The organism is Serratia sp. Ser99 (assembly GCF_024519545.1).
Lineage (GTDB): Bacteria > Pseudomonadota > Gammaproteobacteria > Enterobacterales > Enterobacteriaceae > Serratia > Serratia liquefaciens.
Map to the genome: position 1 here is coordinate 1 of NZ_JALJRT010000013.1, position 22,500 is coordinate 22,500.

22 protein-coding genes are annotated in these 22,500 nt (G+C 58.3%); 3 read left to right on the forward strand and 19 right to left on the reverse strand.

Annotated elements, in window-relative coordinates:
- The first annotated feature begins 281 nt into the window (after positions 1–281).
- The gene (locus NR114_RS21230; RefSeq protein ID WP_020828534.1) at positions 282–1,034 is read left to right on the forward strand and encodes a M48 family metallopeptidase; all 753 of its coding nucleotides are present in this window, start codon (positions 282–284) and stop codon (positions 1,032–1,034) included.
- Positions 1,035–1,073: 39 nt separating this feature from the next.
- On the opposite strand, the gene NR114_RS21235 is transcribed toward NR114_RS21230, so the two are convergent.
- From NR114_RS21235 to NR114_RS21300, 14 genes are all read right to left on the reverse strand, one after another.
- Entirely contained in the window at positions 1,074–2,714 is a 1,641-nt protein-coding gene (locus NR114_RS21235; RefSeq protein ID WP_046372677.1) for a thiamine pyrophosphate-binding protein, read from the reverse strand.
- A 52-nt stretch (positions 2,715–2,766) separates the two neighbouring features.
- The gene (locus NR114_RS21240) at positions 2,767–4,236 is read right to left on the reverse strand and encodes an aldehyde dehydrogenase (protein ID WP_256814490.1); all 1,470 of its coding nucleotides are present in this window, start codon (positions 4,234–4,236) and stop codon (positions 2,767–2,769) included.
- A 15-nt stretch (positions 4,237–4,251) separates the two neighbouring features.
- Positions 4,252–5,046, reverse strand: a complete 795-nt coding sequence (locus NR114_RS21245; RefSeq protein ID WP_115058061.1) for an aspartate dehydrogenase — start codon at positions 5,044–5,046, stop codon at positions 4,252–4,254.
- 17 nt (positions 5,047–5,063) lie between these two features.
- A complete protein-coding gene (locus NR114_RS21250) occupies positions 5,064–5,858 on the reverse strand; it encodes an SDR family oxidoreductase (RefSeq protein WP_020828538.1) in 795 nt (264 codons plus the stop codon).
- Complete coding sequence (locus NR114_RS21255; protein WP_048760009.1) at positions 5,855–6,673, reverse strand: alpha/beta fold hydrolase; 819 nt, start codon at positions 6,671–6,673, stop codon at positions 5,855–5,857. Before NR114_RS21255 ends, NR114_RS21250 begins: the two co-directional genes overlap by 4 nt.
- The gene (locus NR114_RS21260) at positions 6,673–7,197 is read right to left on the reverse strand and encodes a cupin domain-containing protein (RefSeq protein ID WP_020828540.1); all 525 of its coding nucleotides are present in this window, start codon (positions 7,195–7,197) and stop codon (positions 6,673–6,675) included. The genes NR114_RS21255 and NR114_RS21260 overlap by 1 nt, the downstream gene beginning before the upstream one ends.
- 33 nt (positions 7,198–7,230) lie before the next feature.
- Positions 7,231–8,493, reverse strand: a complete 1,263-nt coding sequence (locus NR114_RS21265; RefSeq protein ID WP_046372673.1) for an MFS transporter — start codon at positions 8,491–8,493, stop codon at positions 7,231–7,233.
- 24 nt (positions 8,494–8,517) lie between these two features.
- Positions 8,518–9,729, reverse strand: a complete 1,212-nt coding sequence (locus NR114_RS21270) for an NAD(P)/FAD-dependent oxidoreductase (protein ID WP_256814491.1) — start codon at positions 9,727–9,729, stop codon at positions 8,518–8,520.
- A complete protein-coding gene (locus NR114_RS21275; RefSeq protein ID WP_115058058.1) occupies positions 9,726–10,667 on the reverse strand; it encodes a VOC family protein in 942 nt (313 codons plus the stop codon). Before NR114_RS21275 ends, NR114_RS21270 begins: the two co-directional genes overlap by 4 nt.
- 169 nt (positions 10,668–10,836) lie before the next feature.
- On the reverse strand, positions 10,837–11,631 hold the full coding sequence (locus NR114_RS21280) for an IclR family transcriptional regulator (protein WP_020828544.1): 795 nt from the start codon (positions 11,629–11,631) through the stop codon (positions 10,837–10,839).
- Between the two features lie 24 nt (positions 11,632–11,655).
- Positions 11,656–12,411, reverse strand: coding sequence for an SDR family oxidoreductase (locus NR114_RS21285; RefSeq protein WP_048760018.1), 756 nt, complete (start codon positions 12,409–12,411; stop codon positions 11,656–11,658).
- Positions 12,408–13,451: an aromatic ring-hydroxylating dioxygenase subunit alpha gene (locus NR114_RS21290; protein ID WP_041414935.1), complete on the reverse strand. Its 1,044-nt coding sequence runs from the start codon at positions 13,449–13,451 to the stop codon at positions 12,408–12,410. The genes NR114_RS21285 and NR114_RS21290 overlap by 4 nt, the downstream gene beginning before the upstream one ends.
- A 20-nt stretch (positions 13,452–13,471) precedes the next feature.
- Positions 13,472–13,780, reverse strand: coding sequence for a recombinase-like helix-turn-helix domain-containing protein (locus NR114_RS21295; RefSeq protein ID WP_044553351.1), 309 nt, complete (start codon positions 13,778–13,780; stop codon positions 13,472–13,474).
- A 2-nt stretch (positions 13,781–13,782) separates the two neighbouring features.
- The gene (locus NR114_RS21300) at positions 13,783–14,100 is read right to left on the reverse strand and encodes a non-heme iron oxygenase ferredoxin subunit (protein ID WP_020828548.1); all 318 of its coding nucleotides are present in this window, start codon (positions 14,098–14,100) and stop codon (positions 13,783–13,785) included.
- 395 nt (positions 14,101–14,495) lie between these two features.
- Between NR114_RS21300 and NR114_RS21305 the strand changes: the two genes are divergently transcribed.
- Positions 14,496–15,743, forward strand: a complete 1,248-nt coding sequence (locus tag NR114_RS21305) for an MFS transporter (RefSeq protein WP_129941508.1) — start codon at positions 14,496–14,498, stop codon at positions 15,741–15,743.
- 49 nt (positions 15,744–15,792) lie between these two features.
- Here the strand turns inward: NR114_RS21305 and rluF are convergent, their stop codons facing one another.
- From rluF to NR114_RS24325, 4 genes are all read right to left on the reverse strand, one after another.
- Positions 15,793–16,656: a 23S rRNA pseudouridine(2604) synthase RluF gene (rluF, locus tag NR114_RS21310; RefSeq protein WP_020828550.1), complete on the reverse strand. Its 864-nt coding sequence runs from the start codon at positions 16,654–16,656 to the stop codon at positions 15,793–15,795.
- A 53-nt stretch (positions 16,657–16,709) separates the two neighbouring features.
- Entirely contained in the window at positions 16,710–17,630 is a 921-nt protein-coding gene (gene speB, locus NR114_RS21315; protein ID WP_048760022.1) for an agmatinase, read from the reverse strand.
- Between the two features lie 330 nt (positions 17,631–17,960).
- Positions 17,961–19,937: a biosynthetic arginine decarboxylase gene (speA, locus tag NR114_RS21320; RefSeq protein ID WP_044553360.1), complete on the reverse strand. Its 1,977-nt coding sequence runs from the start codon at positions 19,935–19,937 to the stop codon at positions 17,961–17,963.
- Positions 19,930–20,073: a virulence promoting factor gene (locus tag NR114_RS24325; protein WP_115058053.1), complete on the reverse strand. Its 144-nt coding sequence runs from the start codon at positions 20,071–20,073 to the stop codon at positions 19,930–19,932. The genes speA and NR114_RS24325 overlap by 8 nt, the downstream gene beginning before the upstream one ends.
- A gap of 759 nt (positions 20,074–20,832) precedes the next feature.
- Between NR114_RS24325 and metK the strand changes: the two genes are divergently transcribed.
- Positions 20,833–21,987, forward strand: coding sequence for a methionine adenosyltransferase (metK, locus tag NR114_RS21325; RefSeq protein WP_020828554.1), 1,155 nt, complete (start codon positions 20,833–20,835; stop codon positions 21,985–21,987).
- 126 nt (positions 21,988–22,113) lie between these two features.
- On the opposite strand, the gene NR114_RS21330 is transcribed toward metK, so the two are convergent.
- Positions 22,114–22,266, reverse strand: coding sequence for a Hok/Gef family protein (locus NR114_RS21330; RefSeq protein WP_041415673.1), 153 nt, complete (start codon positions 22,264–22,266; stop codon positions 22,114–22,116).
- Positions 22,267–22,500: the final 234 nt, after the last annotated feature.

Genomic DNA, 22,500 nt, shown 5'->3' on the forward strand with positions numbered 1-22,500 from the left:
TGAGTGCGCGGATGGCGTTGGCAAGCTCTTTACGAGAGGACATGTTTTACTCCAGGTCGGATTAAAAAATCAGTCAAGTTTTCTATTTTCTCAGACTCCGCATTAAAACGGCAATCCCTAATACCAAATGAGAGCGAGTTCACAACTTATTAGCACAATTGGTCGGTTTTTCGGAATAACACTATTTTCCCGATTGTCGGCGTACACTAGTCTCAAGCGGCAAGATTTCCCTAAACTAAAATGACACGACCCCCTTGTTACTCTCACAGGAAAATGGCTTTATGAAGATCCGTACCTCTTTGATTGCATTAAGCATTGCCACTTTGGTAAGCGGCTGTCAAAACCTGAACACCGATACCCTGATGCAGTCTGGCGCGCAGGCGTTCCAGGCCGCGACGCTGAGCAATAACGACGTAAAAATCCTGAGTGATAAATCCTGCGCAGAGATGGACAGCAAGGCACAAATCGCGCCGGCCGACAGTACCTATGCCAAACGCCTGAACAAAATCGCGGCGGCGCTGGGAGATAATATCAACGGCACGCCGGCCAACTATAAGGTCTACGTCACAAAAGACGTGAATGCCTGGGCCATGGCCAACGGCTGTATCCGCGTTTACAGCGGGCTGATGGACATGATGACCGACAATGAAGTGGAAGGCGTGCTGGGCCACGAAATGGGCCACGTGGCGCTGGGCCATACCCGCAAAGCAATGCAGGTCGCTTACGGCACCGTGGCATTGCGTACCGCAGCGGCCTCGACCGGCGGCATCATAGGGTCGCTGTCGCAGTCACAGTTGGCGGATATGGGCGAGAAGCTGGTTAACGCTCAGTTCTCCCAAAAACAGGAAAGCGAAGCCGATGACTATTCGTTCGATCTGCTGAAACAACGCGGCATCGACCCGAACGGCCTGGTCACCAGCTTTGAAAAACTGGCTAAAATGGAGGCCGGCCGTCAGAGCAGCATGTTCGACGACCACCCCGCTTCCGAAGCACGCGCACAGCATATTCGCGAGCGCATCGCAGCAGGCAAGTAAAACACAACGCCCGGCAGATGCCGGGCGTTTTTCATTTCATCAATACAATGTCTTTTGCGGTGGCCCGGCGAAGGTTAGCGGCCCGATGCTGTTCATATCCACTTCCACCACCGACGGCCCCGGATAATTAATCGCTTCCGCCAGCACCCCGTTGAACTGCGCCGCGCTGTCCACTTTCCACGCCTTCAGCCCCATCGCTTCGGCAACCTGGGTAAATGCGGGAGTGTGCAGTTCGTTATAATACTGACGGCCGGCAAAATACTTGTCCTGAATGCCACGCATCACGCCGTAGCCGCCGTCGTTCATGATCAGCAGGGTTATATTGGCCTGCTCCTGCGCCATGGTTGCCAGTTCGCCCAAGCCTAACGCCAGCCCCCCGTCCCCGACCAGCCCCACCACCTTGCGCTGTGGGTTGGCGATCGCCGTGCCAATCGCCATTGGCAGGCCCATGCCAATCGCCCCGGCCAGCGAGTGAATGTTGCAAAGCGGCGAAATGGCGCGGAACAAACGGCTGCCCCACACGCTGCCGGAAACGGTGATATCACGTACCAATAGACCGTCCTGCGGCAACGCAGCGGCGATGGCGTCGTTCAATTTTGCATACTCTCCCGACTGCTGGCGCAGCGCACTTTCCGCCTGCTGTATCGCCGTGGCTATCTCGGCATCCCACTCGGCATTCACTTTTTCACCCGGGCTCAAACGAGCCGCCAGCGCGTTAAGCAAGGCGCCGCAGTCACCGTTGATTTGCTCGTCGGCCAGATAGTTGCGGTTGGCCGCCGCCGGATCGATATCAATTTGAACCAGCGGGCGCGGCAGCGGCAACGTCCAGGTACGCGTCTCATTGCTGCGCAAGCGTGAACCGGCCACCAGCGTCAAATCGCACTGCGTCAGGATCGCCTCAATGCTCGGTGAGTTGTGGAACGCACGCAGGCTGCGCGGATGACTATCAGGCAGGATACCGCGCCCATGGGTGCTGGAGATCACCACCATGCCGGCATCCGCCAGTTTGCGTACCGCATCGGCGCAGGCCAGCGCACCGCCACCCAACCACAGCAATGGGCGTTTGGCCTGTTTCACCCGCTGATACAGGCGCTCAACCGCCTCGTCACTGGCCGCCGGCAGCGGCGCAGGCGCCACGGGCTGGCTCAGCACCGAACTGGAAACCAGGCTACTTTGAATATCGATCGGGATCTCGACCGCCACCGGGCCACAAGGCACCGTCTGCGCATCGAGGATAGCCCGTTGGATCACGGCCACCGCCTGTTCCGCTGAGTTGACCCGATATGCGCGTTTGGAGCAGGCGCGCAGGAAACCCAACTGATCGCGGGTCTCATGAATGAACCCGGCGTCGGCATCCAGATAGGCCTTCTCCACCTGGCCGGTAATGTGCAGCAACGGCGTGTTGGCATTCAGCGCTTCGATCATGGCGCCGACCGCATTGCCGGCCCCCGCGCCCGTGCTGGTCAAGGCTACGCCCAGACCGGAGAAACGGCCGTGGGCATCGGCCATGGTGACCGCGCCCGCTTCGCCACGCGCCGGTACGAAACGGATGTTGCCACGTTGCCCTACCGCATCGGCAATCGGCAGATTATGAATCGAAATGATGCCGTACATCGCCGACACCTCGTACTGTTCCAGAGTCCGGGCTATCGCCTCGCCAACCGTTATTTTATCGCTCATCATCTGCCTTCTTATTGTGTTCGTTGTAGGGGGTACGCACCGTCGATCAAAGCTAATCGCTCCAGCGGTTCGCCTGATGGCTCAGCGCCAGGTAAAGGCTTTTCTGCTGCATATAGGCCTTGATGCCGTGCAGACCCTTTTCGCGGCCCAGACCGCTCTCTTTGAAACCGCCGAAAGGCGTAGAAATAGAGAATGTTTTGTAGGTGTTGATCCACACGGTGCCGGTTTCCAATTGTTCCGCCAGCGCCATCGCCCGCGGGAAATCCCGGCTCCAGATCCCGGCGGCCAACCCGTACACCGAATCGTTGGCTTGCCCGATCAACTGTTGTTCGTTATCGAACGGCAGCGCCACCAGTACCGGGCCAAAAATCTCTTCCTGGCAAGCGCGGGCACGGTTACTCAACCCTTCGATAATCGTTGGCAGGTAATAGCTGCCGCCGGCCAGCAGCGGATCGGCCGGCGCTTCGCCGCCTATCACTACCCGGCCGCCTTCTTGCTGCGCCAGCGCCACATAATCCGCCACGCTTTGGCGATGCTTGTCGTTAATCAGCGGGCCGAGGTGCACGCCCGGCGTCAGCGGATTGCCGACCCGCAGCCCGGCTGCCAGTTCACTCAGGCGCGACAGCAGCGGCTGGTATAGCGAGCGGTGCACAAACAGCCGCGAGCCGGCAATGCAGGCCTGGCCGGCGGAGCTGAAAATGCCATAGCAGATCCCGCGAGCCGCCTGTTCCAAATCGGCGTCCTCCAGCACGATGGTCGGCGACTTGCCGCCCAGCTCCAGCGAGGTAGGGATCAGCTTCTCGGCGGCGATATGCGCCAAATGGCGACCGGTATTGGTCCCCCCGGTAAAAGAAATCTTTTTCACTAACGGGTGACGTGCCAGCGCCTCGCCAATTACCGAGCCTTTGCCCGGCAGCACGCTAAGCAGTCCGGCGGGCAGGCCTGCCTGCTCAAACAGTTCCGCCAGTTTTAGCGCCATCAGCGGTGTCGCTTCGGCCGGTTTGAGGATCACCGCATTGCCCGCCGCCAGTGCGGGGGCCACCTTTTGCATTTCACTGGCGATCGGCGAGTTCCACGGCGTAATGGCCGCGATCACGCCCAGCGGCTGATACTGGCTCAGCGTCATAATCTCCGCGCTGCGCTGGGTCGGCAGTTCGCCCTCCAGCACCTCGCAGGCAGCGGCAAAGTAGCGAGCCGTCGCCGCCGCGCTGGCCACCAGCCCACGGGTTTCCGCCAGGGGTTTGCCGTTGTCGCGGGTCTGCAGCTGCGCCAGCTCTTCCAGTTGCGCCATAATCAGGTTGCTGACGCGGTACAGAATGTTGGCTCGCTGATGCGGCACCAGCCCACGCCACTCGGGGGCCCGCCAGGCGCGTTCCGCCGCGGCTACCGCATCATTGACGTCTTCAATACTGGCGGCACGCAGCCGCGCATTCACGCTGCCGTCGGCCGGGAACTGCGAGGCCATTTCATCGCCACGCCCTTCGCACCAACGCCCAGCCACAAAAATCTTTAACCTTTCCATACTCGCTCCTGCCGTTCAGGCAATAAAACCACCGTCGATCAGACGGCGGCAGGCTTGTACCGCGCTCAGCGCCGCCAGGGTTGATGTCTTGGGATTGCTTGCCAGCGGGTTGCCGCTCAGCTCAATGTGAAACTCACCGAAGTTGCCGCACACCTGCAGCCGGTGGGTATTGCGTCGGGTCGCGGGATCGACCAGCAACCGCACCCGGGTGGCGTCCATTCCCAGGCCGTTGAGCGCAATGGTCGCCGCCACATTGGCGTTCGCCGGGAATAACCGCGCCGCCTCCCGCGCCGAGCCTTCGAAAAACACCTGCGCCTCGCTTACCGCATCGAGATCAATCAATTGCTCTGCCATACTGCCGCGCCAGCTGGCCGGACTTTTACACGCCTGATAAGTGACGCTGTCCAGACCGCCCTCACGTGCCGACGCCAAGCCGTCCATTCCCGCCACAGCACCGGACAGCACGATCACCTGGCCCCGATGTTGCCGACAGGCTTGCTGCAAACGCTGCTGCAACGCGGCATCCGCTAATGCGCCGGTAGAGATCACCGCTAAAGGCCAACCGCGCGTGACCACCGCCTCACCGAACTCCGCCACCGCCTGCTGGCTGGCGCACTCCAGCACCAGATCCGGCTTTTCAGCACAGTGGTCGGGGTGGGTCAACGCCTGCACCTGGCCACCAAAGGCGTTGGCAATCGCCGCATGATGAGCCGCACGCGCGACAATCCAGCCAACGCTCACCCCGTCTGGCAGGCGGGACAGCACCTCTGTGGCCATTGCGCCGTAACCAATCATCATGATCTTCTTCATCTTTTCAGCCTCTGCGGTTAAAGATGGCGGTTAAAGCCGCCGGAGACGTCCAGCGCGGCCCCGGTGGTAAAGGACGCCAGAGGCGAAGCCAGGAACAACAGCGCCCGTGCCGGCTCCTGCGGTTTCCCCAGGCGTTTCATCGGGATGCCGCGTCGTTCGGCAATCGCCGCCGTCCACTGCTCCCAGCTTTGATCTTTATCGCTGCGCTCGTCGAAGCGGCGGCGCCACTGGCCGGACTCCACCATGCCCAACAGGATCGAGTTGACGCGAATCCCCTTGTCCACCAGCTCTTTCGACAGCGTCAGCGTCATGTTGAGCAGTGCCGCACGCGCCGCCGAGGTGGCGATCATGTGTTCTTCCGGCTGCAAGGCCAGCAGCGAATTAACACAGGTGATGGAAGCGATATCCGAACGCTCCAACGCCGGCAAAAATGCCTGCACCGGGTTAATCACGCCGAACAGCTTTAGCTCCGCCTCATGCAGCCAGGCGGTACGCGGCGTTTGATCAAAATGCGCGACGAACCCCTGGCCGGCGTTGTTGATCAACAAATCTACGCCGCCGAAGCGTGCAGTCACCTGGGCGGCAAACTGCGTTACCTGCGACTCGTCCAGCACGTCGCAGCACAGTGCCAGGATCTCCGCCTGCGGAAACTCATGGCGCAGGCTGGCTTCGGCACCGGCCAGTTTGTCCGGATTGCGGCCGCAAAATGCCACCTTCGCGCCTTCCGCCAGCAGCAGACGCAGGGTTTCGAAACCGATGCCCGACGAACCGCCGGTGACCACCGCGACCCGTTTCTCAAGCTGAAAATTCATGGTTGAATTGCTCCCGTAAAATCCTGCAGATAGCGGTTAAATTGCCCCGGCGCATCGAGATAGCTGGCATGCCCGGCCCCCTCAATCAGGCGCAGTGCCGCGTCCTGCTGTTGCGCCAGCACCGCCGCCGCTTCCGGTGGCGTGATCCGATCGCAGTCACCGCACCACACCTGCAACGGGCCGCGGTACTGCGCCAGATAGCGGCCGATATCGTCGTTGGCCAGCATCCAGGCGGCATTGAGAAAACCCTCGGGATCCAGCTGCTGCATGCCGTTGCGTACCCAGGCAATATCTTGAGGATCCGCACCTTCACGGAGTAACGCCGCCGCCCGCTGCTCGCCGTAGCCCTGCGGCCCAAGCTGCTCAATCATCTGTTTTCTCTGGCTATAAACCTGTTGGCGTTTCTCCAGCGGTGCGTTGGCGTAGCCCTGCGCCGGATCCGCCAACACCAGCCCACATAATCCGTCGGGATAACCGGCAGCATAGGCGCTACCGATCAAGGCGCCGAGCGAGTGACCGACGATCAGCGGTTGCTCCAACTGCAAGTGCGCCACCAGCGCCGCCAGCGCGGCGGCGTAGGCGGCGGCATCCGGCTCGCTGACCGTCAGCGGCAGGCTGCCGCCGTAGCCTGGGGCGTCCCAGGCCAGCAAGCGATGACCGTCGGCCAGCCCCGAGTCATTGAACTGCTTGATCCACGAGGCCGAACCGGAACTGATGCCGTGCAGCAACACCACCGGGCGACCGTGACCCGCCTCGCGCCAGCTCAGGGTAAACTCCCCGCAGCGCGCCTGCTGACGTTGCGCCAGGCCGTTCATCAGTTGCGTTTCACTTTGGATAACGGGTGATCCGCCGGGTAGGTCGGGGTTTCCGGTTTGGCAGTGCCGAGCATCACGCACATCAATGCCTCTTCTTCGCCGTGGTTGAACAACCCACGGTAGACTCCGGCCGGCACCGAGATCAGATCGCGCTCTTTCAGCTTGGTTTCGTAATATTCGCTACCGTCCTGGATCATCAGCGTGATGCTGCCCTTCAGCATAAAGAACACCTCTTCCACATCATCGTGCAGGTGCAACGGGCCCTCGCACTTCGAAGGCAGCACCATGGTGGAGAAGGTGAAGTTGCCTGCCGGAATGGTATTGGTGTCGCTGGCTACCCCGGTGGCGCCGGTACCGATGTAGCGCATCTGCGCACGGCGGTATTTCGGGTCGTAATCGGCCTGGAACTTCAACGCGTTCCAGTCATATTTACGGCCTTCAAAGCGGGCGATACGCGATTCCACCCAATGCTCAATCGATTGATCCTGCGGCTTGACGCCGGCTTGCTTCTCAACCTGGGACATGTTGTAACTCCTCTGTTGAATCAAACGGTTAAATCAATACTTCTTCAGTAACGGCAGCAGAATGATGCAGCCGATCAGGGCCATCACCACCAGGAACAGCAAGCCGTTATCCATGTTGCCGGTGGCGGCGATCAGCGCCCCCATCAGCACCGGTGCCAGCGCACCGGCAAAATTGCCCAATCCGTTAAAAATACCGCCGGCGGTGGCGCTGACCTTGCTGCTGGTGGCTTTCGCCAGCAGGGCAAAGATGTTTGGCGCACCGGCCCCCCACATAAAGGTGCTGAAAGCCATGGCGGCGATCACGCTGTAAGTGCCCTGCAACTGCAGCACCACGGCCAGCCCCAGCCCGGCGCCGCACAGCGAGACAAAACAGGCCAGCGCGCGACGATCCAGTTTGTCCGACAGCCAGGCGCCGACCACTTCGCCCAACAGCATGGCGATAAACGGCAGCGATGACAGATAACCGGCGTGCTCCAGATGAATACCTTTGCCCTTGATCAGGTAGCTCGGCAGCCAGCCGTTCATGCCCCACAGGTAGGTCAGGAAGGCGATGTTAAACAGGCAGATCATCCAAAAATGCGGATTGCGCAGCAGTTCATGGCGATGCTGTTTACGTTCGGCAATAGCCGGTTTGGAAACGCTAGCCGCCGCGGGGCGTGACACGTTGAGATGACGCATGCCGAACAGCACCAGCAGCATCACCGGCAGCGTCAGGAACGCCATAAAGAAGAAGGTGGTCTGCCAGTCAAAGGTGTTAAGGATGTACAACGTAACCGGGAAGCCGAGCGCGGCGCCCAATGGCGTACCCAGCAGCCACAACATGGTGGCGCGTGCCTGCAGGCGCTGCGGGAAGGCCTGGCGAATGATGGCGTAGGCCATTGGCAGCAGCGGACCTTCGGCAATGCCGAGCAAAATGCGCAGCGTCATCATGCTGTGATAAGAGCGCGTCATGCCCATCAGCACCATCAGTACGCCCCACACCACCATCATGCCAATCAGCACCTTGACCGGGTTCAAGCGGTCGCCAATTCCGCTCAGCAACATCGAAGAGATGCCGTAGGAGAACAAAAACGCGCTCATCAGCAACCCCAGCCGCGCCGGGTCAAAACTGATGCCCAGCGCCTGCTGGAATTCAGTATCGGAAAACAGCGCCGCGATGCTGATCTTGTCGAAAAACGCCAGCAGCACGCAGGCAAACAGCGCGATGGGCACCGACCAGCGCACTCGTTGCTGCGGATTTTCGGCAACAGCATCCCCCACCCGTTCAGCGCGGGCGTCAATCTCTTGCGTAGTCATGAAACGCTCCCGAGGTTACGGGCGTTATTTCAACGCCATCAAAGAAAACTCCGCATCCGCCAACTGCTGCGGTTCCAACACGCGCCCACTGGCCAGCCAGCGTTTGCCCAGCTTGATGGTACGAGCGTCGTTAAACGCCACCATTTGCACCAACTGACGATCGGCATTTAACGTAAAGAACACCTGCGATTGCGGCGTGCGCCGCACCACATGGTGCACGCCACCGGTCGGCACGCCGAGGATCTGGATATTGGCATCGTATTGATCCGACCACAGCCAGGCCACGTCATCGTAAGGGGCGGCAAAGGCGTCCAGCATCGCGCAAGCGGTGCTGATCGCCTGATTCTGCGCATAGGCCCAGGACTGCAGGCACAGGCCCAGCGTCGGGTGACGCGCTACGTCGCCGGCGGCGAAAATCGCCGGGTGGCTGGTGCGCCCCTGGCCGTCAACCACGATCCCCACGTCAATCTTCAGCCCGGCACTGCGCGCCAGTTCCAGATTCAACTCGACGCCGATCCCCACCACCACCAGATCAAACGGCTGAGGATCGCTGACGCCGCTGCCGATCCAGGCGCTACCGTCACGATCTTCCAGCTGAATGTCACCGCAGCCGCAGTGCAGGGTCACGCCCTGCTGTTGATGCAATTCCAGCAGCGCTTGGGAGACATCCGCGCCGACACTGCGCATGCACAGTGCTGGCTGGCGTTCAAAGACCGTCACGTCAGCACCGAGGCGCCGCGCCGAAGCGGCAATCTCCAGCCCAATCCAGCCACCACCGACGATCGCCAGTCGACGGCATCCTTGCAGCGCCTGACGCAGCTTCGCCGCATCATCCCAGGAACGCAGCGTCATCACCCGAGGGTGACTGGCCCAACGGGTGTCCGGCAGGCGCGGTCGGCCACCGGTGGCAATCAGCAGTTGATCAAACTGCAGCTGCCGACCGTCGCTGAGGCTGACGATTTGTTTTTTTGCATCAATGGATTCGGCACGTAACGGCCGGCACCAGTTGAGATTCAACCCGGCGACCACCTGTTCGCTGAACAGTCGGCTGAGCGGCGCTTCGCCGTCCAGCAACGCCGCCTTGGAAAGCGGCGGACGTTCATAAAAGTCATAGGGTTCATCGCTGATCACCGTCAGTCGGCCCGTATAGCCACGATCGCGCAGCGTTTTCGCCGCCCAACCGCCGGCCTGGCCACCGCCGATAATGACGATCCCCGCCGCTTCTGGCTGGCTCATAGCGCCTCCGGTTTTTTCTGCTGGCGGCGCGTATCGTGGTCGATTCCCCCCTCCACCGCCCACTCGGTAAACGACACCAGCGAGTGTTCCAGCTCGCGCGGCTGCCAGTTTTCAGTCAGATAGTCATCGTTGGTGTAGTACTCAAACGCGCCGCCGGTCGGGCTGTTGACGTACCAGAAATAGGCTGAGGAAATCGGATGGCGACCGGGGCCGATAAAGGTGCTCCACTTCTCTTTGTTCATGGCGATACCGCCGCCGATCACCTCGTGGATGTCGCGCACGGTAAAAGCTACGTGATTCAGGCCACGTGGACGATTCGGCAATTTCAGCAGGAACAGGTTGTGATGCCCGCCGCGCGCCTGAGTGCGCAGGAACACTGCTCGATCGATATAGCGATCCGAGACCTGGAAGCCCAGTACCTCACGGTAGAAACGTTCGGTGGCGGCCAGATCTTCGACAAAGAACACCACGTGGCCAATATTGATCGGCTGTGCCTGCGCATATACCGGGCTGGGCTGATCGATACGGCGCACATCACCCCATTGGTTGATTGGTGATACCGGTAAATCGACTTCGCGCTGTTGGCTGACGCTAAAGCGCAGCGTCATACCGTTCGGATCGATACACTCCAGCTCTTCCCCCACCTGACGGAAGCCCGGCATCTGCGCCAACAGCGGCTGCAAAGCGGCCAATTCCGCTGGGCTGCCCACGCCCCAGGTCATGCGGCGCAGAGTCGAACCGCCCTCAAACGCCGCCGGCAAGGTCTCGCTCTGCAACGGATGCAGCACCACGCGTGCCCCACTCAGGGTGGTGAATTCACGTTGACGTTCGCCCCAGTGCTGTTGTGCCGCCTGCAGGCCGAAGTCCTGCATGAATTTTTCGCAGGTTGGCAGATCTTCGACGCCAAATTCCAGTTTTTCGATTCCGATTACGCTCATTGTTGTGCCTCACGTTCTCGCTGAATGCGGTTTTCAGGCATGACAAACCCCGGCCCCTGTTTGCCATGAGCCTTATCCCTGCCTGATTCATTGGTAGGGGACGAATACAGTCGCCCCGATTAATGCGAACGCGGCTTGCAGCCCCCCTACGAAAACAAGGGGTTGTCAGTTAGCCGACGTTAGCCTGCGGCGGCGCGCCCAGAAAGCCGGAGATTTTCTCTGCGGCGTCACGCACTTCCATACGCAGCCGTTCGCGATCTGCTTTTGGGATCTCATCGAACGGCACCATAATGCTGACCACTGCCTCGACCCGCTGCTCGCGGTTAAAGATTGGATAGACGATCGAAGAGATGCCATGGCGGAAAAACGACTCGCCAATCACATAGCCGCGCGCCTTATCCTGCTGCACCATCTGCCACAGCGCTTCACGATCTGCCGGGGTCCCCGGACCGCTGCCCGGCAATTGTTCCTGCGGATAGAGCTGGTCGAATTCGTCGCGGGTAGCGCTGGTTAGCAGCATGCGGCCCAGTGAGGTTTGGTGCACCGGCAGGCGGGTGCCGACGCTGACCTGATTGATTTGCGAACCGGCGGCGCTGACGCGGGCGATGTAGATCACGTCGCGCTCATCACGGATCGCCAGATGACTGCTGCACTGGCTGCGATCGCGCAGTTGCTCTATCACCGGCTGACCGGCCTGGGCAACGTCCAGAGAAGCGATATATTCAAAGCCGAGGCGCAGCACTTTGATGCCCAGCGCAAAGGTGTTGGTCCGTGGGTTGCGCTCCAGAAAACCCAGATGCTCCAGAGTTTGCACCACGCGATAGGCGGTAGCCTTTGGCATGTCGACCAGGCGATGCAATTGGGCAAAAGTCATTTCCTTATGCTGCTCGCCAAACGCCAGCAACAGTTGTAACCCGCGATCCAGTCCTGGGATCAGATATTTACACGCTTGATCGTCCGCCATGTGCTGCTCCTGGCTAAAGGTTGATTAGTTAAAAACAAAGCCGCCGTTAACCGGCAACAGTTGGCCGGTCACGAAATTCGCCAACGGCGACAGCAGGTAGAGCACCGAGCCATTAACGTCGTCAGGGTGCTGTGCCCCGGCCAATGCACGCCCTTGTTCGTACAGTTGATGACGCTCGGCGGGCACGTATTCGGTGGCCTCTACCCGCGTCAGTCCCGGTGCGATTGCGTTCACGCAAATCCCCTGCGGACCCAGTTCACGCGCCATTGAGCGGGTCATGGAGATGATCGCTCCTTTGCTGGCCACGTAAGCCATCAGGCGCGGTGCGCCCCACAGTGCGGTATCCGAAGCCACGTTAACGATCTTGGCATGTGGGGTTTGCGCCAACAGGGGTACCGCTGCCTGACTCACCAGCCAGGTACCGCGTACGTTGACCTGCATCACCCGATCCCACAGATCGATATCGTATTCCATCATGGTTTTGCCACCGACGCCGGTAGCCAGCGCGGCGTTGTTCACCAACCCGTCGATCGCACCGCCTTCGGCAATGGCGTTGAATGCCGCGCTGATCGACGCCGGTTCGGCCAAATCGATCACCTGCGTTTCAACCTGTGCGCCCTGCTCGCGCAGGCTGGCGGCGCTGTCTGCCAGTTCATCCGCCAGAATATCGCACATCACCACTCTGGCACCGGCCTCGCTGATGGCTGCGGCGAAACTCCGCCCCAGCCCGCGCGCCGCGCCGGTCACCACAATACGTTTTCCCGTCAGCAAGCCGTTCACTGCGCCGCCTCCAGCTCACTGAGCTTCGCCAGTTGCTTCTGCGCTTCTTTTTGCATCATGCGGCGCAAGCGAGACAGCCCCACATCATGCTGATACAGATACTCGCGGCCACGCGCGTTCGGGGCCATATTTTCCAGCACGATACGATCCTGCTCCAGTACGTCCCAGTGCAGCGATTCCAGGCGGTTGCGATACATAAAGCGCCACATGTCACGCTGCCAGTCTTTCACCTTACGGATACGCCAGAAGAACACCCGGCAGTGATCCTTATCTTCCGGCACCACCATGCCGATGATCCAGAAGTGACCACCCGGCCCGAAGCGCTTTTTGTACGGGATCGACAAACGCATCCAGTAGGCGCCGCTGCTGCCAAACTCCACCCAGTCAAAGTTAACGCCGATCTGACCATTCTTCTTAAAGATGAAACCGTTGTCGGTCGGCTCCAGCGCCATGTCCGCCTTGCGATCCCCTTCCGCCATCGAGTGCGAGGACGAATGCAGGTAGGTGCCGTGCATCGGATCCATCACGTTTTCCAGCGCGTACTGGTAATTGCAGTCCCAACTGGCGGTGCACAGGAAGTTGCTGTAGGCAGCTTCGTCAGCCAGTTCCGGCGGGAAGGTCAATTCAGCCGGCTCTTCATCCGCCGTCACGCCGAAATAGAGGAACACCGCACCGTAGGCCTCTTTGGCTGGGTAAGAGCGCAGGCATTTCTGCCCCACCAGCGGACAACGATCGACCGCCGGCACGTCTTTGACCGTACCGTCGCCGCCCACTTCCACGCCGTGATACCAGCAAGCGATGCGATCGCCCAGGTTCCAGCCCATGGAAAGGCGCGCACCGCGATGCGGGCAGCGATCTTCCAACGCATGGATCGCGCCGTCGCCGTCTCGCCACACCACAATCTGTTGCTCCAGCCGCGTAATGCCCACCGGGTTATTGCCGATTTCCCAACTGGCCAGCACCGGATACCACATGCCGCGCAGCCCCTGGTCGAGATAGTCCTGTAAGGTTTGTGCGGAGGATGTTGTGTTTGCTGTCATTGTCTTCTCCCGGATGCTGCTCAGAAACCGTTAACGTGAAGGAATTCGCGGAACGCCGTCTCATTCCACGGCTGGCCATTGCGATCGAACAGGCGACGCTGATTCAGGGCGCTAACGATCTGCTCCAGCTCTTCTGCACCCTGATCGAAGATCTCTTCCAGTGCCGTGACCAACGCGGTCTCGAAACCGTCGGGTACGCGAGCGCGGGTTTGCCAGATGACGTTCTGAAATTGGCCCGGCTGATGGATTTGGCCATTGCCGCCTTCGCGCGCCGGGATCACCTGTTGGGTGTCCGGCAGCCAGGGATTGAAATCGGTGATGTGCTGCATGATTACTCCTCCGCAATAAAGGTGATTTGGATTTGATTGTCGATCACCCGGGTGGCATAGGTTTGCAGATCGCGGCCGCCTGGCTCACGCAGGCATTGGCCGGTACGTACGTCGAACAATGCTTCGTGCAACGGGCATTCGACCTTGCCGTCATCAACAAACCCCTGGCTGAGCAAGGCATAGGCATGTGGGCAAACGTCTTCCAGCGCGTAATAGTTGCCGTCGATCAGATACACCCCGACCTCTTTCCCTTCCACGTTGGCGGAGAAAGGAAAATCTTCTTTCACCTGAGACACTTCGCACACTTTCGTCCAGCTCATTGCTTTTGTCCTCTATCTGATTGTTTCATATATGAAACTCAGTTTCTTATTTAATACACTCACTATAAGTCTGGTGAAACTTTCGTCAAGAGAGCAAAGCGGCAATTGTTAATGGAAAGTTGTTTAAACATGACAAATGCGGGAAGGATCACGAAAAAATGCACCGATATGAAAAACTGATGAAATCTGTGCTTTCTATCACTAATTCATGGATAAAAAGACGTTGATCTGGCTGATGCAATGCGAGTAAAAGTGCTATCTCGCTGTCTGAAACACCCTTTTTGATAACAATAAATTTACATAAAAACGACTCAAACCTGCTTTTCACCACTGTGAAATCAGCGGGTTAGTTTACTGCTGTCTAAATTCGTTATTCGCCCACCAAAGGAGCGTACATGGAGCGCATTGTGCAACAACGTCAACGCTGGTTCGGGGTAGTGGCCCTGCTGTTTCTGATCGTCATCGCCTATGCCGATCGGGTCAATATTGCCGTGATGCTGGTCAACCCCGACTTCTTGCAACACTTTCAGCTCGACGGTAACCGTGCGCATCAGGGCATGCTGATGACGGTGTTTTTGCTCGGTTACGGGCTTTCCGCCATGCTGCTGACGCCCTTTCTGGAAACCCTGATGGGCTATCGCCGCGCGCTGACGCTCAGCATTGTGCTCTGGGCGCTACTGACTGCCGCCTCACCGCTGGCGGGGTCGTTATTGCTGCTGTTTGCGGTACGCGCACTGCTTGGCGTCAGCGAAGGGCCGCTGTTCTCATTGAAAACCATGTACATCGGCGATCACTTCGCCGCCGATGAGCGCGGTAAACCCAATGCCGTCAGCACATTGGGCGTTTCTCTGGGCCTGGTGATTGGCTTTCCACTGGTCAGTTTCCTGATGGCGCACTTCGGCTGGGCGGTCTCTTTCTATCTGCTGGCGCTGATCAACCTGCTGCTGGGGCTAGCGCTGGTGCGTCTTTTTATCCATCCGCGCTCGTTACCGCTGAGCGCCGTCGATCCTCAGCCGGTTCTTAGCCGTGTCTGGCACACCTTCGCCCTGGCCTGGCATACCCCGATGCTGGGTTGGATCATGCTGATCGAGATCGCGACCCTGAGCTACCTGTGGGGCTCCAGTTCCTGGCTGCCGGCTTACCTGACCGACGAGAAAGGATTCTCCATCAAACAGATGGGCTGGATGGCTTCGCTGCCGTTTATCGTCAGCATCGCCTCCAAATATCTCGGCGGCGTACTGCTTGACCGCATTCGCCCCTATCAGGCACCGTTGATTTTCGCCTTTGGCGGTGCGGCAACTGCGTTGTGTATCTATGGCGTGATGCACAGTCATCAGCTCGGCTGGATTGCTTTCTTCCTGCTGGCGGCCAATGCCTGCTGGGGGGCTCAGGGGGCGGCTATCCCAACCCTGTTGCAATATTATGCGCAGCCGCAGGCGGTCGGCAGCGCCTACGGACTGATTAACGGCATCGGCAATATGTTCTCGGCGTTTGTGCCGATGATTATGGGCATGGTCATGGCTAGCCAGGGCAAGGTGTCTTCAGGATTTGCGGTGCTAATGGTGTCGCAGCTAGTGACGCTGTTGGCGGGCTGTGTGCTGTTTGGCCGGATGCGGATGACGCGAGAAGCCAGGCGGGCGTAAAGCAGTCGGGGCGCAAATGCACCCCGATCCGTATTTATGTTACCGGGCCTCAGCGCCCTTTCTTTTTACGACCCGGCTGAGCAAAGCGCTTGCGCGCAGGCGCGCTGTTGCTGGGTTTGTCGGCGCTTTTCGCCCCGCCGCCGGCCGGTTTTTTCACTGCCGGTTTGGCTTTCTTCGCCGGTTTGGCCTCCGAAGTGGAACCCTCTATCGACTTAAACAGTTCGACCAGTTCGTCGTCGGTTAAATCACGCCATTCACCCGGTGGCAAACCTGCCATGCTCACATTCATGATGCGAGTGCGTTCCAGCTTGGTGACCTCATAGCCGAAATGCTCGCACATGCGGCGAATTTGACGATTCAGCCCCTGTACCAGCACGATGCGAAACACAAAGGGCGCTTCTTTCTTCACTTTGCATTTTTTCGTCACCGTACCCAGCATTGGCACGCCGGCACCCAAACCACGGATAAAGTCGTCGGTGACCGGTTTGTTGACCGTCACCCGGTATTCTTTTTCATGGTCGTTGCCCGCACGCAGGATCTTGTTCACCAGATCGCCGTGATTGGTGAGGAAGATCAGCCCCTGCGAGTCTTTGTCCAAGCGTCCGATCGGGAAGATACGGGTGCTGTGGTTGACGAAATCGACGATATTGTCTTTCTCGCCCTCTTCGGTGGTACTGACGATCCCGACCGGCTTGTTCAGCGCGATAAAGATCAGGTTGTCTTCGTTACGAGGCTCAATCAGCTGACCGTTGACCTTGACGACGTCCCCTGGGAATACCTGATCGCCAAGCGTAACGCGCTTGCCATTGATAAAAACGTTGCCTTGTTCGATATAACGATCGGCATCGCGGCGAGAGCAGATGCCGCTCTCGCTAATATATTTGTTAAGACGTGTGGAAGGCTTGGTCAGCATGTTTTCTCCATGAACTCTGGCCTCTGAAAGGCCAGAGTTTAAGCCAATACTGTTTAGGCCTGCTTTTTAGCCGCTTGCAGATACAGCATCTCCAGACCCAGGGTCGCCGCAGCCAGCGCGGTGATTTCGGACTGGTCATACGCCGGGGCGACTTCTACCACGTCCATACCGACAATGTTCAGCGACTGCATGCCGCGCACCAGTTTCAGTGCACGATCGGACGTCAACCCGCCGATGACCGGCGTACCGGTACCCGGTGCGAATGCCGGATCCAGGCAGTCGATGTCGAAGGTCAGATAAACCGGCATATCACCGACGATCTGTTTGATCTGAGCCAGCAGATCGTCAACGCTACGATCGTTAACCTGTGCCGCGTCCAGTACGGTGAAGCCGTTATCATGGTCGAACTCGGTACGGATCCCGATCTGCACTGAGCGAGTTGGATCGATCAGGCCTTCGTTCGGCGCATGGAAGAACATGGTGCCGTGATCGTATTGGCTGCCGTTAGCATAGGTGTCGGTATGGGCATCAAAGTGCACCAGTGCCAGTTTGCCGAAATGTTTGGCGTGTGCGCGCAACAACGGCAGAGTCACGAAGTGGTCGCCGCCGAAAGAGAGCATGCGCTTGCCGGCTTTCAGCAGTTTTTCCGCGTGCGCCTGCAGCTTGTCGCTCATGTCCTGAGCATCGCCGAAGTTGAACACCACGTCGCCGCAATCGACGACATTCAGACGATCGCGCAGGTCAAAGTTCCACGGCCAGCGGTTGCCTTCCCAGGCCAGGTTGGTGGAAACCTGACGGATTGCCGCCGGACCGTGACGGCCACCGGCGCGGCCGGAGGTTGCCATGTCAAATGGAATGCCGGTGATGACCCACTCTGCATCGCTGTCGTAAGGCATAAAGTTCAGCGGAAAGCGCAGGAAACCAAAAGCATTGGACACTAAGGAATTATCGGGCTGATGGCCTAAGGTACTCATAGTAAACCCTCATATTTCAACGTTTCGCCTGTTGAAAAATCACACAGACGCTGGCAAAAAAAAATCCCTCCCGCGTCGTTAGCCCGACGAGAAAGGGATCCATTCGAAATCTGTTTCAGTACTGCCTATGCAGCAGATTATCGCCGCATTTCGCTCGCGCTTCAAGAGCGCGCATCATCATATCGGCTGCTCGTCGTTGACCAGTATATACCCTGAATCCTACCGTCGTGTGACCCTTGCCCTTACGGGTGCCTGACATTGTGATTTGGCATCAGAGTATAAAAAAGGCCGGACATCCGTTGGATGCCCGGCCTTTCAGAAGCGCTCTACTTATTCATCTTCTAAATAAGTATAACCGTACAAACCGGCTTCGAACTCTTCCAGGAACTGCGCCTGCAGTTCGCTGTCCAGATCGGTTTCTTTCACCTGATCGCGGAACTTGGCCAACAGTGCGGTAGGGTCAAGCTGCACGTATTCCAGCATATCGGCAACGGTATCGCCTTCATCGGACAACTCGGTTTCTACCGTACCGTCAGGGAACACGAACACGTCAACCGAGGCGGTGTCGCCGAACAGGTTGTGCATGTTGCCGAGGATCTCCTGATAGGCGCCAACCATAAAGAAGCCCAGCGCCGGCGGGTTTTCCGGATCGTACGGCGGCATTGGCATGGTGGTCGCCACGCCGTCACCGTCGATGTAGTGATCGATGGTGCCATCCGAGTCACAGGTGATGTCCAGCAGCACCGCGCGGCCTTCCGGCGGCTTATCCAGGCCTTCCAGCGGCAGTACTGGGAACAGCTGATCGATACCCCAGGCGTCCGGCATCGACTGGAACAGCGAGAAGTTGACGTAGAACTTGTCCGCCATACGCTCTTGCAGTTCGTCGATGATTGGGCGGTGTGCACGGTTGCTCGGATCCAACTGCTGCTGGATCTTGTTGCAGATGTTCAGATACAGCTGCTCAGCCCAGGCACGCTTGGTCAGATCCAACATGCCGTGTGCATATTGAGTATGAACGTCGTGCAGATCCATTTGGCTGTCGTGCAGCCATTCACGCAGCGAGCGGCGATTTTCCGGCTCGTTCATTTCCTGCCAGGTTTCCCACATGCTTTCCAGCGCGCGTGGCGCGTCTTCAGCAGGCGGCAATGGATCGCTGAATTCGTTGCGTTCAACGCCGATCACGTTGGATACCAGCACCGTATGATGCGCGGTCACTGCACGACCGGATTCGGTGATCACCGTCGGGTGCGGCAAACCGTGTTCATTACAGGCGTCGCCGATGCCCCAGATCACGTTGTTGGCGTATTCGTTCAGGCCGTAGTTTACCGAACAGTCGGACTGCGAACGGGTACCTTCATAATCTACGCCCAGACCGCCGCCCACGTCGAAGCACTGGATGTTCACGCCCAGCTTATGCAGTTCGACGTAGAAGCGCGCCGACTCACGTACGCCGGTGGCGATATCGCGAATATTGGCCAGTTGCGAACCCAGGTGGAAGTGCAGCAGTTGCAGGCTGTCGAGACGGCCCGCTTCACGCAGGGTTTCCACCAGCTTCAGTACCTGAATGGCTGCCAGACCGAACTTGGACTTTTCGCCGCCGCTCGACTGCCATTTACCGGAGCCTTGCGACGCCAGACGCGCACGCACGCCCAGGCGGGGTACCACGTTCAGGCGCTCGGCCTCTTCCAGCACCATGTTGATCTCGGACATCTTCTCGATCACCAGGTACACTTTGTGCCCCAGCTTTTCGCCGATCAGCGCCAGACGGATATATTCACGGTCTTTATAGCCGTTACACACGATCACCGAGCGGGTCATGCCAGCATGCGCCAGCACCGCCATCAGTTCGGCCTTGGAGCCGGCTTCCAGCCCCAGCGGTTCGCCGGAATTGACCAGAGATTCAATCACGCGGCGATGTTGGTTTACCTTGATCGGGTAAACCAGGAAATAGCCACCTTCATAGCCGAACGACTCACGCGCACGTTTGAACGCGGCATTGATCGAACGCAGACGGTGCTGCAGGATCTGCGGGAAGCAGAACAGTGCCGGTAGGCGTAAACCGTCGTTTTGACGCTGCTTCACCAGCTCGGCCAGATCGACACGTGCCTGCGGGACGTCCGGATCCGGGCACACGCTGATGTGGCCCAGTTCATTGACGTCATAATAATTGTTGCCCCAGTAGGCGACGTTATAAGTGCGCAGCATCTTGCTGGCATCACGATCATTCATGGCAACCTCCTGCATGGAGCGCAAAGATATAGATTCGCCCGTTGCTGACGGACGGTGAATCAAAAGATCATCAGACATTACTCGCCTCACATCGCGTACTGACGATACAGTCAGCCACTATCGCAGCTACAACCCGCGAGAACAACCCAACAAACCGCCCTTGCGGCAGCGAATAAAACTGCCGTTCGCGGTCAGCGATCGGTTTATTACTCATATAATTGTAAGACACCCTGTTCAAACCTCGTGAATCGGGTCAAGAAACATCCCACAGGAAGGCTGCAGGCTACCCTTGTTCAGTTCTTCAGACGACCGTTAACCGGCCCGAGAATCCTGAGTAGCGCCCAAGTGTTTATCACACCTGGAAGGTGGTGTAGAGACAAGACGGGAAATAGCAGAAGAATGTGCGCCAGAACGGCACTGCTGTTGAGAACCAACAACCGGTAGACAACGGATCATTAATCCAACCACCTCCACGCACGTCGCCCTCTATGAACGACTGAGCCTCTATTAATAGTGTAAGAACGTGACCGTTCTATGAAGCGGCGACGCCAAAGGTTGGCGTCTGCGGCTGACAATCAGTCCACCCGTGGAGGCGTCACAGAAGTTTACAACTTCGTACCCCGCACTGTGCACCAAATGAGCCGCGCGCGCAGTTTATACCGATAACACGGGGAAAATGCAAAATGAAAATTTGTCGGAAACTGTTTCAAGCGATGAAAATGGCGCCGGAAGCTTTGCGCAAAAGAGCGAAAGGGCAAAAAAATACTGGCAATCCGGCTAAGGCCTGACCTAAAATAGACGTCCAGATGTTAATCCATCTATACTGGTTAACTGATAAACTGCTTAACGGCTTTGCCTGAGGGGCGTTGCAGGAAGCATCTCGCGCCATCAGCGGAAGACCCTTCGCTTTGATGCCGGATCTCCAGCGCTGTGCAGTAATTTCTAACCCGTCTTATGCAAGGTAAAGAACACCATGGCTAAACACCTATTCACGTCCGAATCCGTCTCCGAAGGACATCCTGATAAAATCGCTGACCAGATCTCCGATGCCGTTCTCGACGCCATCCTGGAACAGGATCCTAAAGCACGCGTAGCTTGCGAAACCTACGTGAAAACCGGCATGGTTCTGGTTGGCGGCGAAATCACCACCAGCGCCTGGGTAGATATCGAAGAGATCACCCGTAAAACCGTGCGCGAAATCGGCTATGTTCATTCGGATATGGGCTTCGACGCCAACTCTTGTGCCGTACTGAGCGCCATCGGCAAGCAATCCCCGGATATCAATCAGGGTGTTGACCGTACCGATCCTCTGGAACAGGGGGCTGGCGACCAGGGCCTGATGTTTGGCTATGCTACCAACGAAACCGAAGTGCTGATGCCTGCACCGGTGACCTACGCGCACCGCCTGGTGCAGCGCCAGTCCGAAGTCCGTAAAAACGGCACTCTGCCGTGGCTGCGTCCGGATGCGAAAAGCCAGGTCACCTTCCAATATGACGACGGCAAAATCGTCGGTATCGATGCGGTGGTACTGTCCACCCAGCATTCCGAAGATATCTCTTTGAAAGATCTGCAAGAAGCGGTGATGGAAGAGATCATCAAGCCGGTTCTGCCTGCAGAATGGCTGAGCGCCAGCACTAAATACCACATCAACCCGACCGGCCGTTTCGTTATCGGTGGCCCAATGGGCGACTGCGGCCTGACCGGACGTAAAATCATCGTTGATACCTACGGCGGCATGGCTCGTCACGGTGGCGGTGCGTTCTCCGGTAAGGATCCGTCCAAAGTTGACCGTTCAGCGGCTTACGCAGCGCGCTACGTGGCGAAAAACATCGTTGCCGCCGGCCTGGCTGACCGCTGTGAGATCCAGGTTTCCTACGCTATCGGCGTGGCGGAGCCAACCTCCATCATGGTGGAAACCTTCGGTACCGAGAAAGTCCCTACCGAACAGCTGACCCTGCTGGTACGCGAGTTCTTCGATCTGCGTCCATACGGCCTGATCCAGATGATGGATCTGCTGCAGCCGATCTACCGCGAAACTGCAGCTTACGGTCACTTCGGCCGCGAGCACTTCCCTTGGGAAGCGACCGACAAAGCAGAATTGCTGCGCGATGCTGCCGGCCTGAAATAAGCCTGCGTATCGAATGTGAAAACGGCAAGCCTTGGCTTGCCGTTTTTGTTTTTAGCGGATGGGTGCTCGTGGATCCACGCTCAAACAACCAACAGGCGGGAGCAATACTCCTGCCGTTGGGTTGCCTTACCTTTTGGATTCGTAAGCCAGAATGGCCGCAACTTCCGTGTTGCCCGATCGGATCCGCAGCTCACAAAGTTTGCTGCGTGTTATCCATGCCAGTGATATTACAGTGGCACAAATAACGACCAGTTTTAGGACACTCCCTTTGTTCGGCATCATGCCTCCTTCTCCTTGCCTCTCGGCGGGTAAGAAGCTAACCTAACGTTGTCTGGCGTTAGAGTTGGCCTCGGGTTGATGTATATCGACACGGGGCTTTTCTCTTTCTATCCCTTACGAATGCTCGGGACGAAAGATCCAGAGCACCCGCACGCAGTATATGCACCGCCCCCCAGATCTCAGCCCCCTTTCCACACTGAATACCCGTTCTGCGCAGCCGTACGCAAAGCTTTG

Coding starts and splice junctions, on each gene's coding strand:
- metK (WP_020828554.1), top strand. CDS start 20,833: ATGGCTAAACACCTATTCACGTCCGAATCCGTCTCCGAAGGACATCCT.
- NR114_RS21245 (WP_115058061.1), bottom strand. CDS start 5,046: ATGAAGAAGATCATGATGATTGGTTACGGCGCAATGGCCACAGAGGTG.
- NR114_RS21230 (WP_020828534.1), top strand. CDS start 282: ATGAAGATCCGTACCTCTTTGATTGCATTAAGCATTGCCACTTTGGTA.
- NR114_RS21300 (WP_020828548.1), bottom strand. CDS start 14,100: ATGAGCTGGACGAAAGTGTGCGAAGTGTCTCAGGTGAAAGAAGATTTT.
- NR114_RS24325 (WP_115058053.1), bottom strand. CDS start 20,073: ATGAGTAATAAACCGATCGCTGACCGCGAACGGCAGTTTTATTCGCTG.
- NR114_RS21280 (WP_020828544.1), bottom strand. CDS start 11,631: ATGGCGGACGATCAAGCGTGTAAATATCTGATCCCAGGACTGGATCGC.
- NR114_RS21290 (WP_041414935.1), bottom strand. CDS start 13,451: ATGACAGCAAACACAACATCCTCCGCACAAACCTTACAGGACTATCTC.
- speA (WP_044553360.1), bottom strand. CDS start 19,937: ATGTCTGATGATCTTTTGATTCACCGTCCGTCAGCAACGGGCGAATCT.
- NR114_RS21265 (WP_046372673.1), bottom strand. CDS start 8,493: ATGACTACGCAAGAGATTGACGCCCGCGCTGAACGGGTGGGGGATGCT.
- NR114_RS21255 (WP_048760009.1), bottom strand. CDS start 6,673: ATGAACGGCCTGGCGCAACGTCAGCAGGCGCGCTGCGGGGAGTTTACC.
- NR114_RS21260 (WP_020828540.1), bottom strand. CDS start 7,197: ATGTCCCAGGTTGAGAAGCAAGCCGGCGTCAAGCCGCAGGATCAATCG.
- NR114_RS21305 (WP_129941508.1), top strand. CDS start 14,496: ATGGAGCGCATTGTGCAACAACGTCAACGCTGGTTCGGGGTAGTGGCC.
- NR114_RS21295 (WP_044553351.1), bottom strand. CDS start 13,780: ATGCAGCACATCACCGATTTCAATCCCTGGCTGCCGGACACCCAACAG.
- NR114_RS21250 (WP_020828538.1), bottom strand. CDS start 5,858: ATGAATTTTCAGCTTGAGAAACGGGTCGCGGTGGTCACCGGCGGTTCG.
- NR114_RS21330 (WP_041415673.1), bottom strand. CDS start 22,266: ATGCCGAACAAAGGGAGTGTCCTAAAACTGGTCGTTATTTGTGCCACT.
- rluF (WP_020828550.1), bottom strand. CDS start 16,656: ATGCTGACCAAGCCTTCCACACGTCTTAACAAATATATTAGCGAGAGC.
- NR114_RS21240 (WP_256814490.1), bottom strand. CDS start 4,236: ATGGAAAGGTTAAAGATTTTTGTGGCTGGGCGTTGGTGCGAAGGGCGT.
- speB (WP_048760022.1), bottom strand. CDS start 17,630: ATGAGTACCTTAGGCCATCAGCCCGATAATTCCTTAGTGTCCAATGCT.
- NR114_RS21235 (WP_046372677.1), bottom strand. CDS start 2,714: ATGAGCGATAAAATAACGGTTGGCGAGGCGATAGCCCGGACTCTGGAA.
- NR114_RS21275 (WP_115058058.1), bottom strand. CDS start 10,667: ATGAGCGTAATCGGAATCGAAAAACTGGAATTTGGCGTCGAAGATCTG.
- NR114_RS21270 (WP_256814491.1), bottom strand. CDS start 9,729: ATGAGCCAGCCAGAAGCGGCGGGGATCGTCATTATCGGCGGTGGCCAG.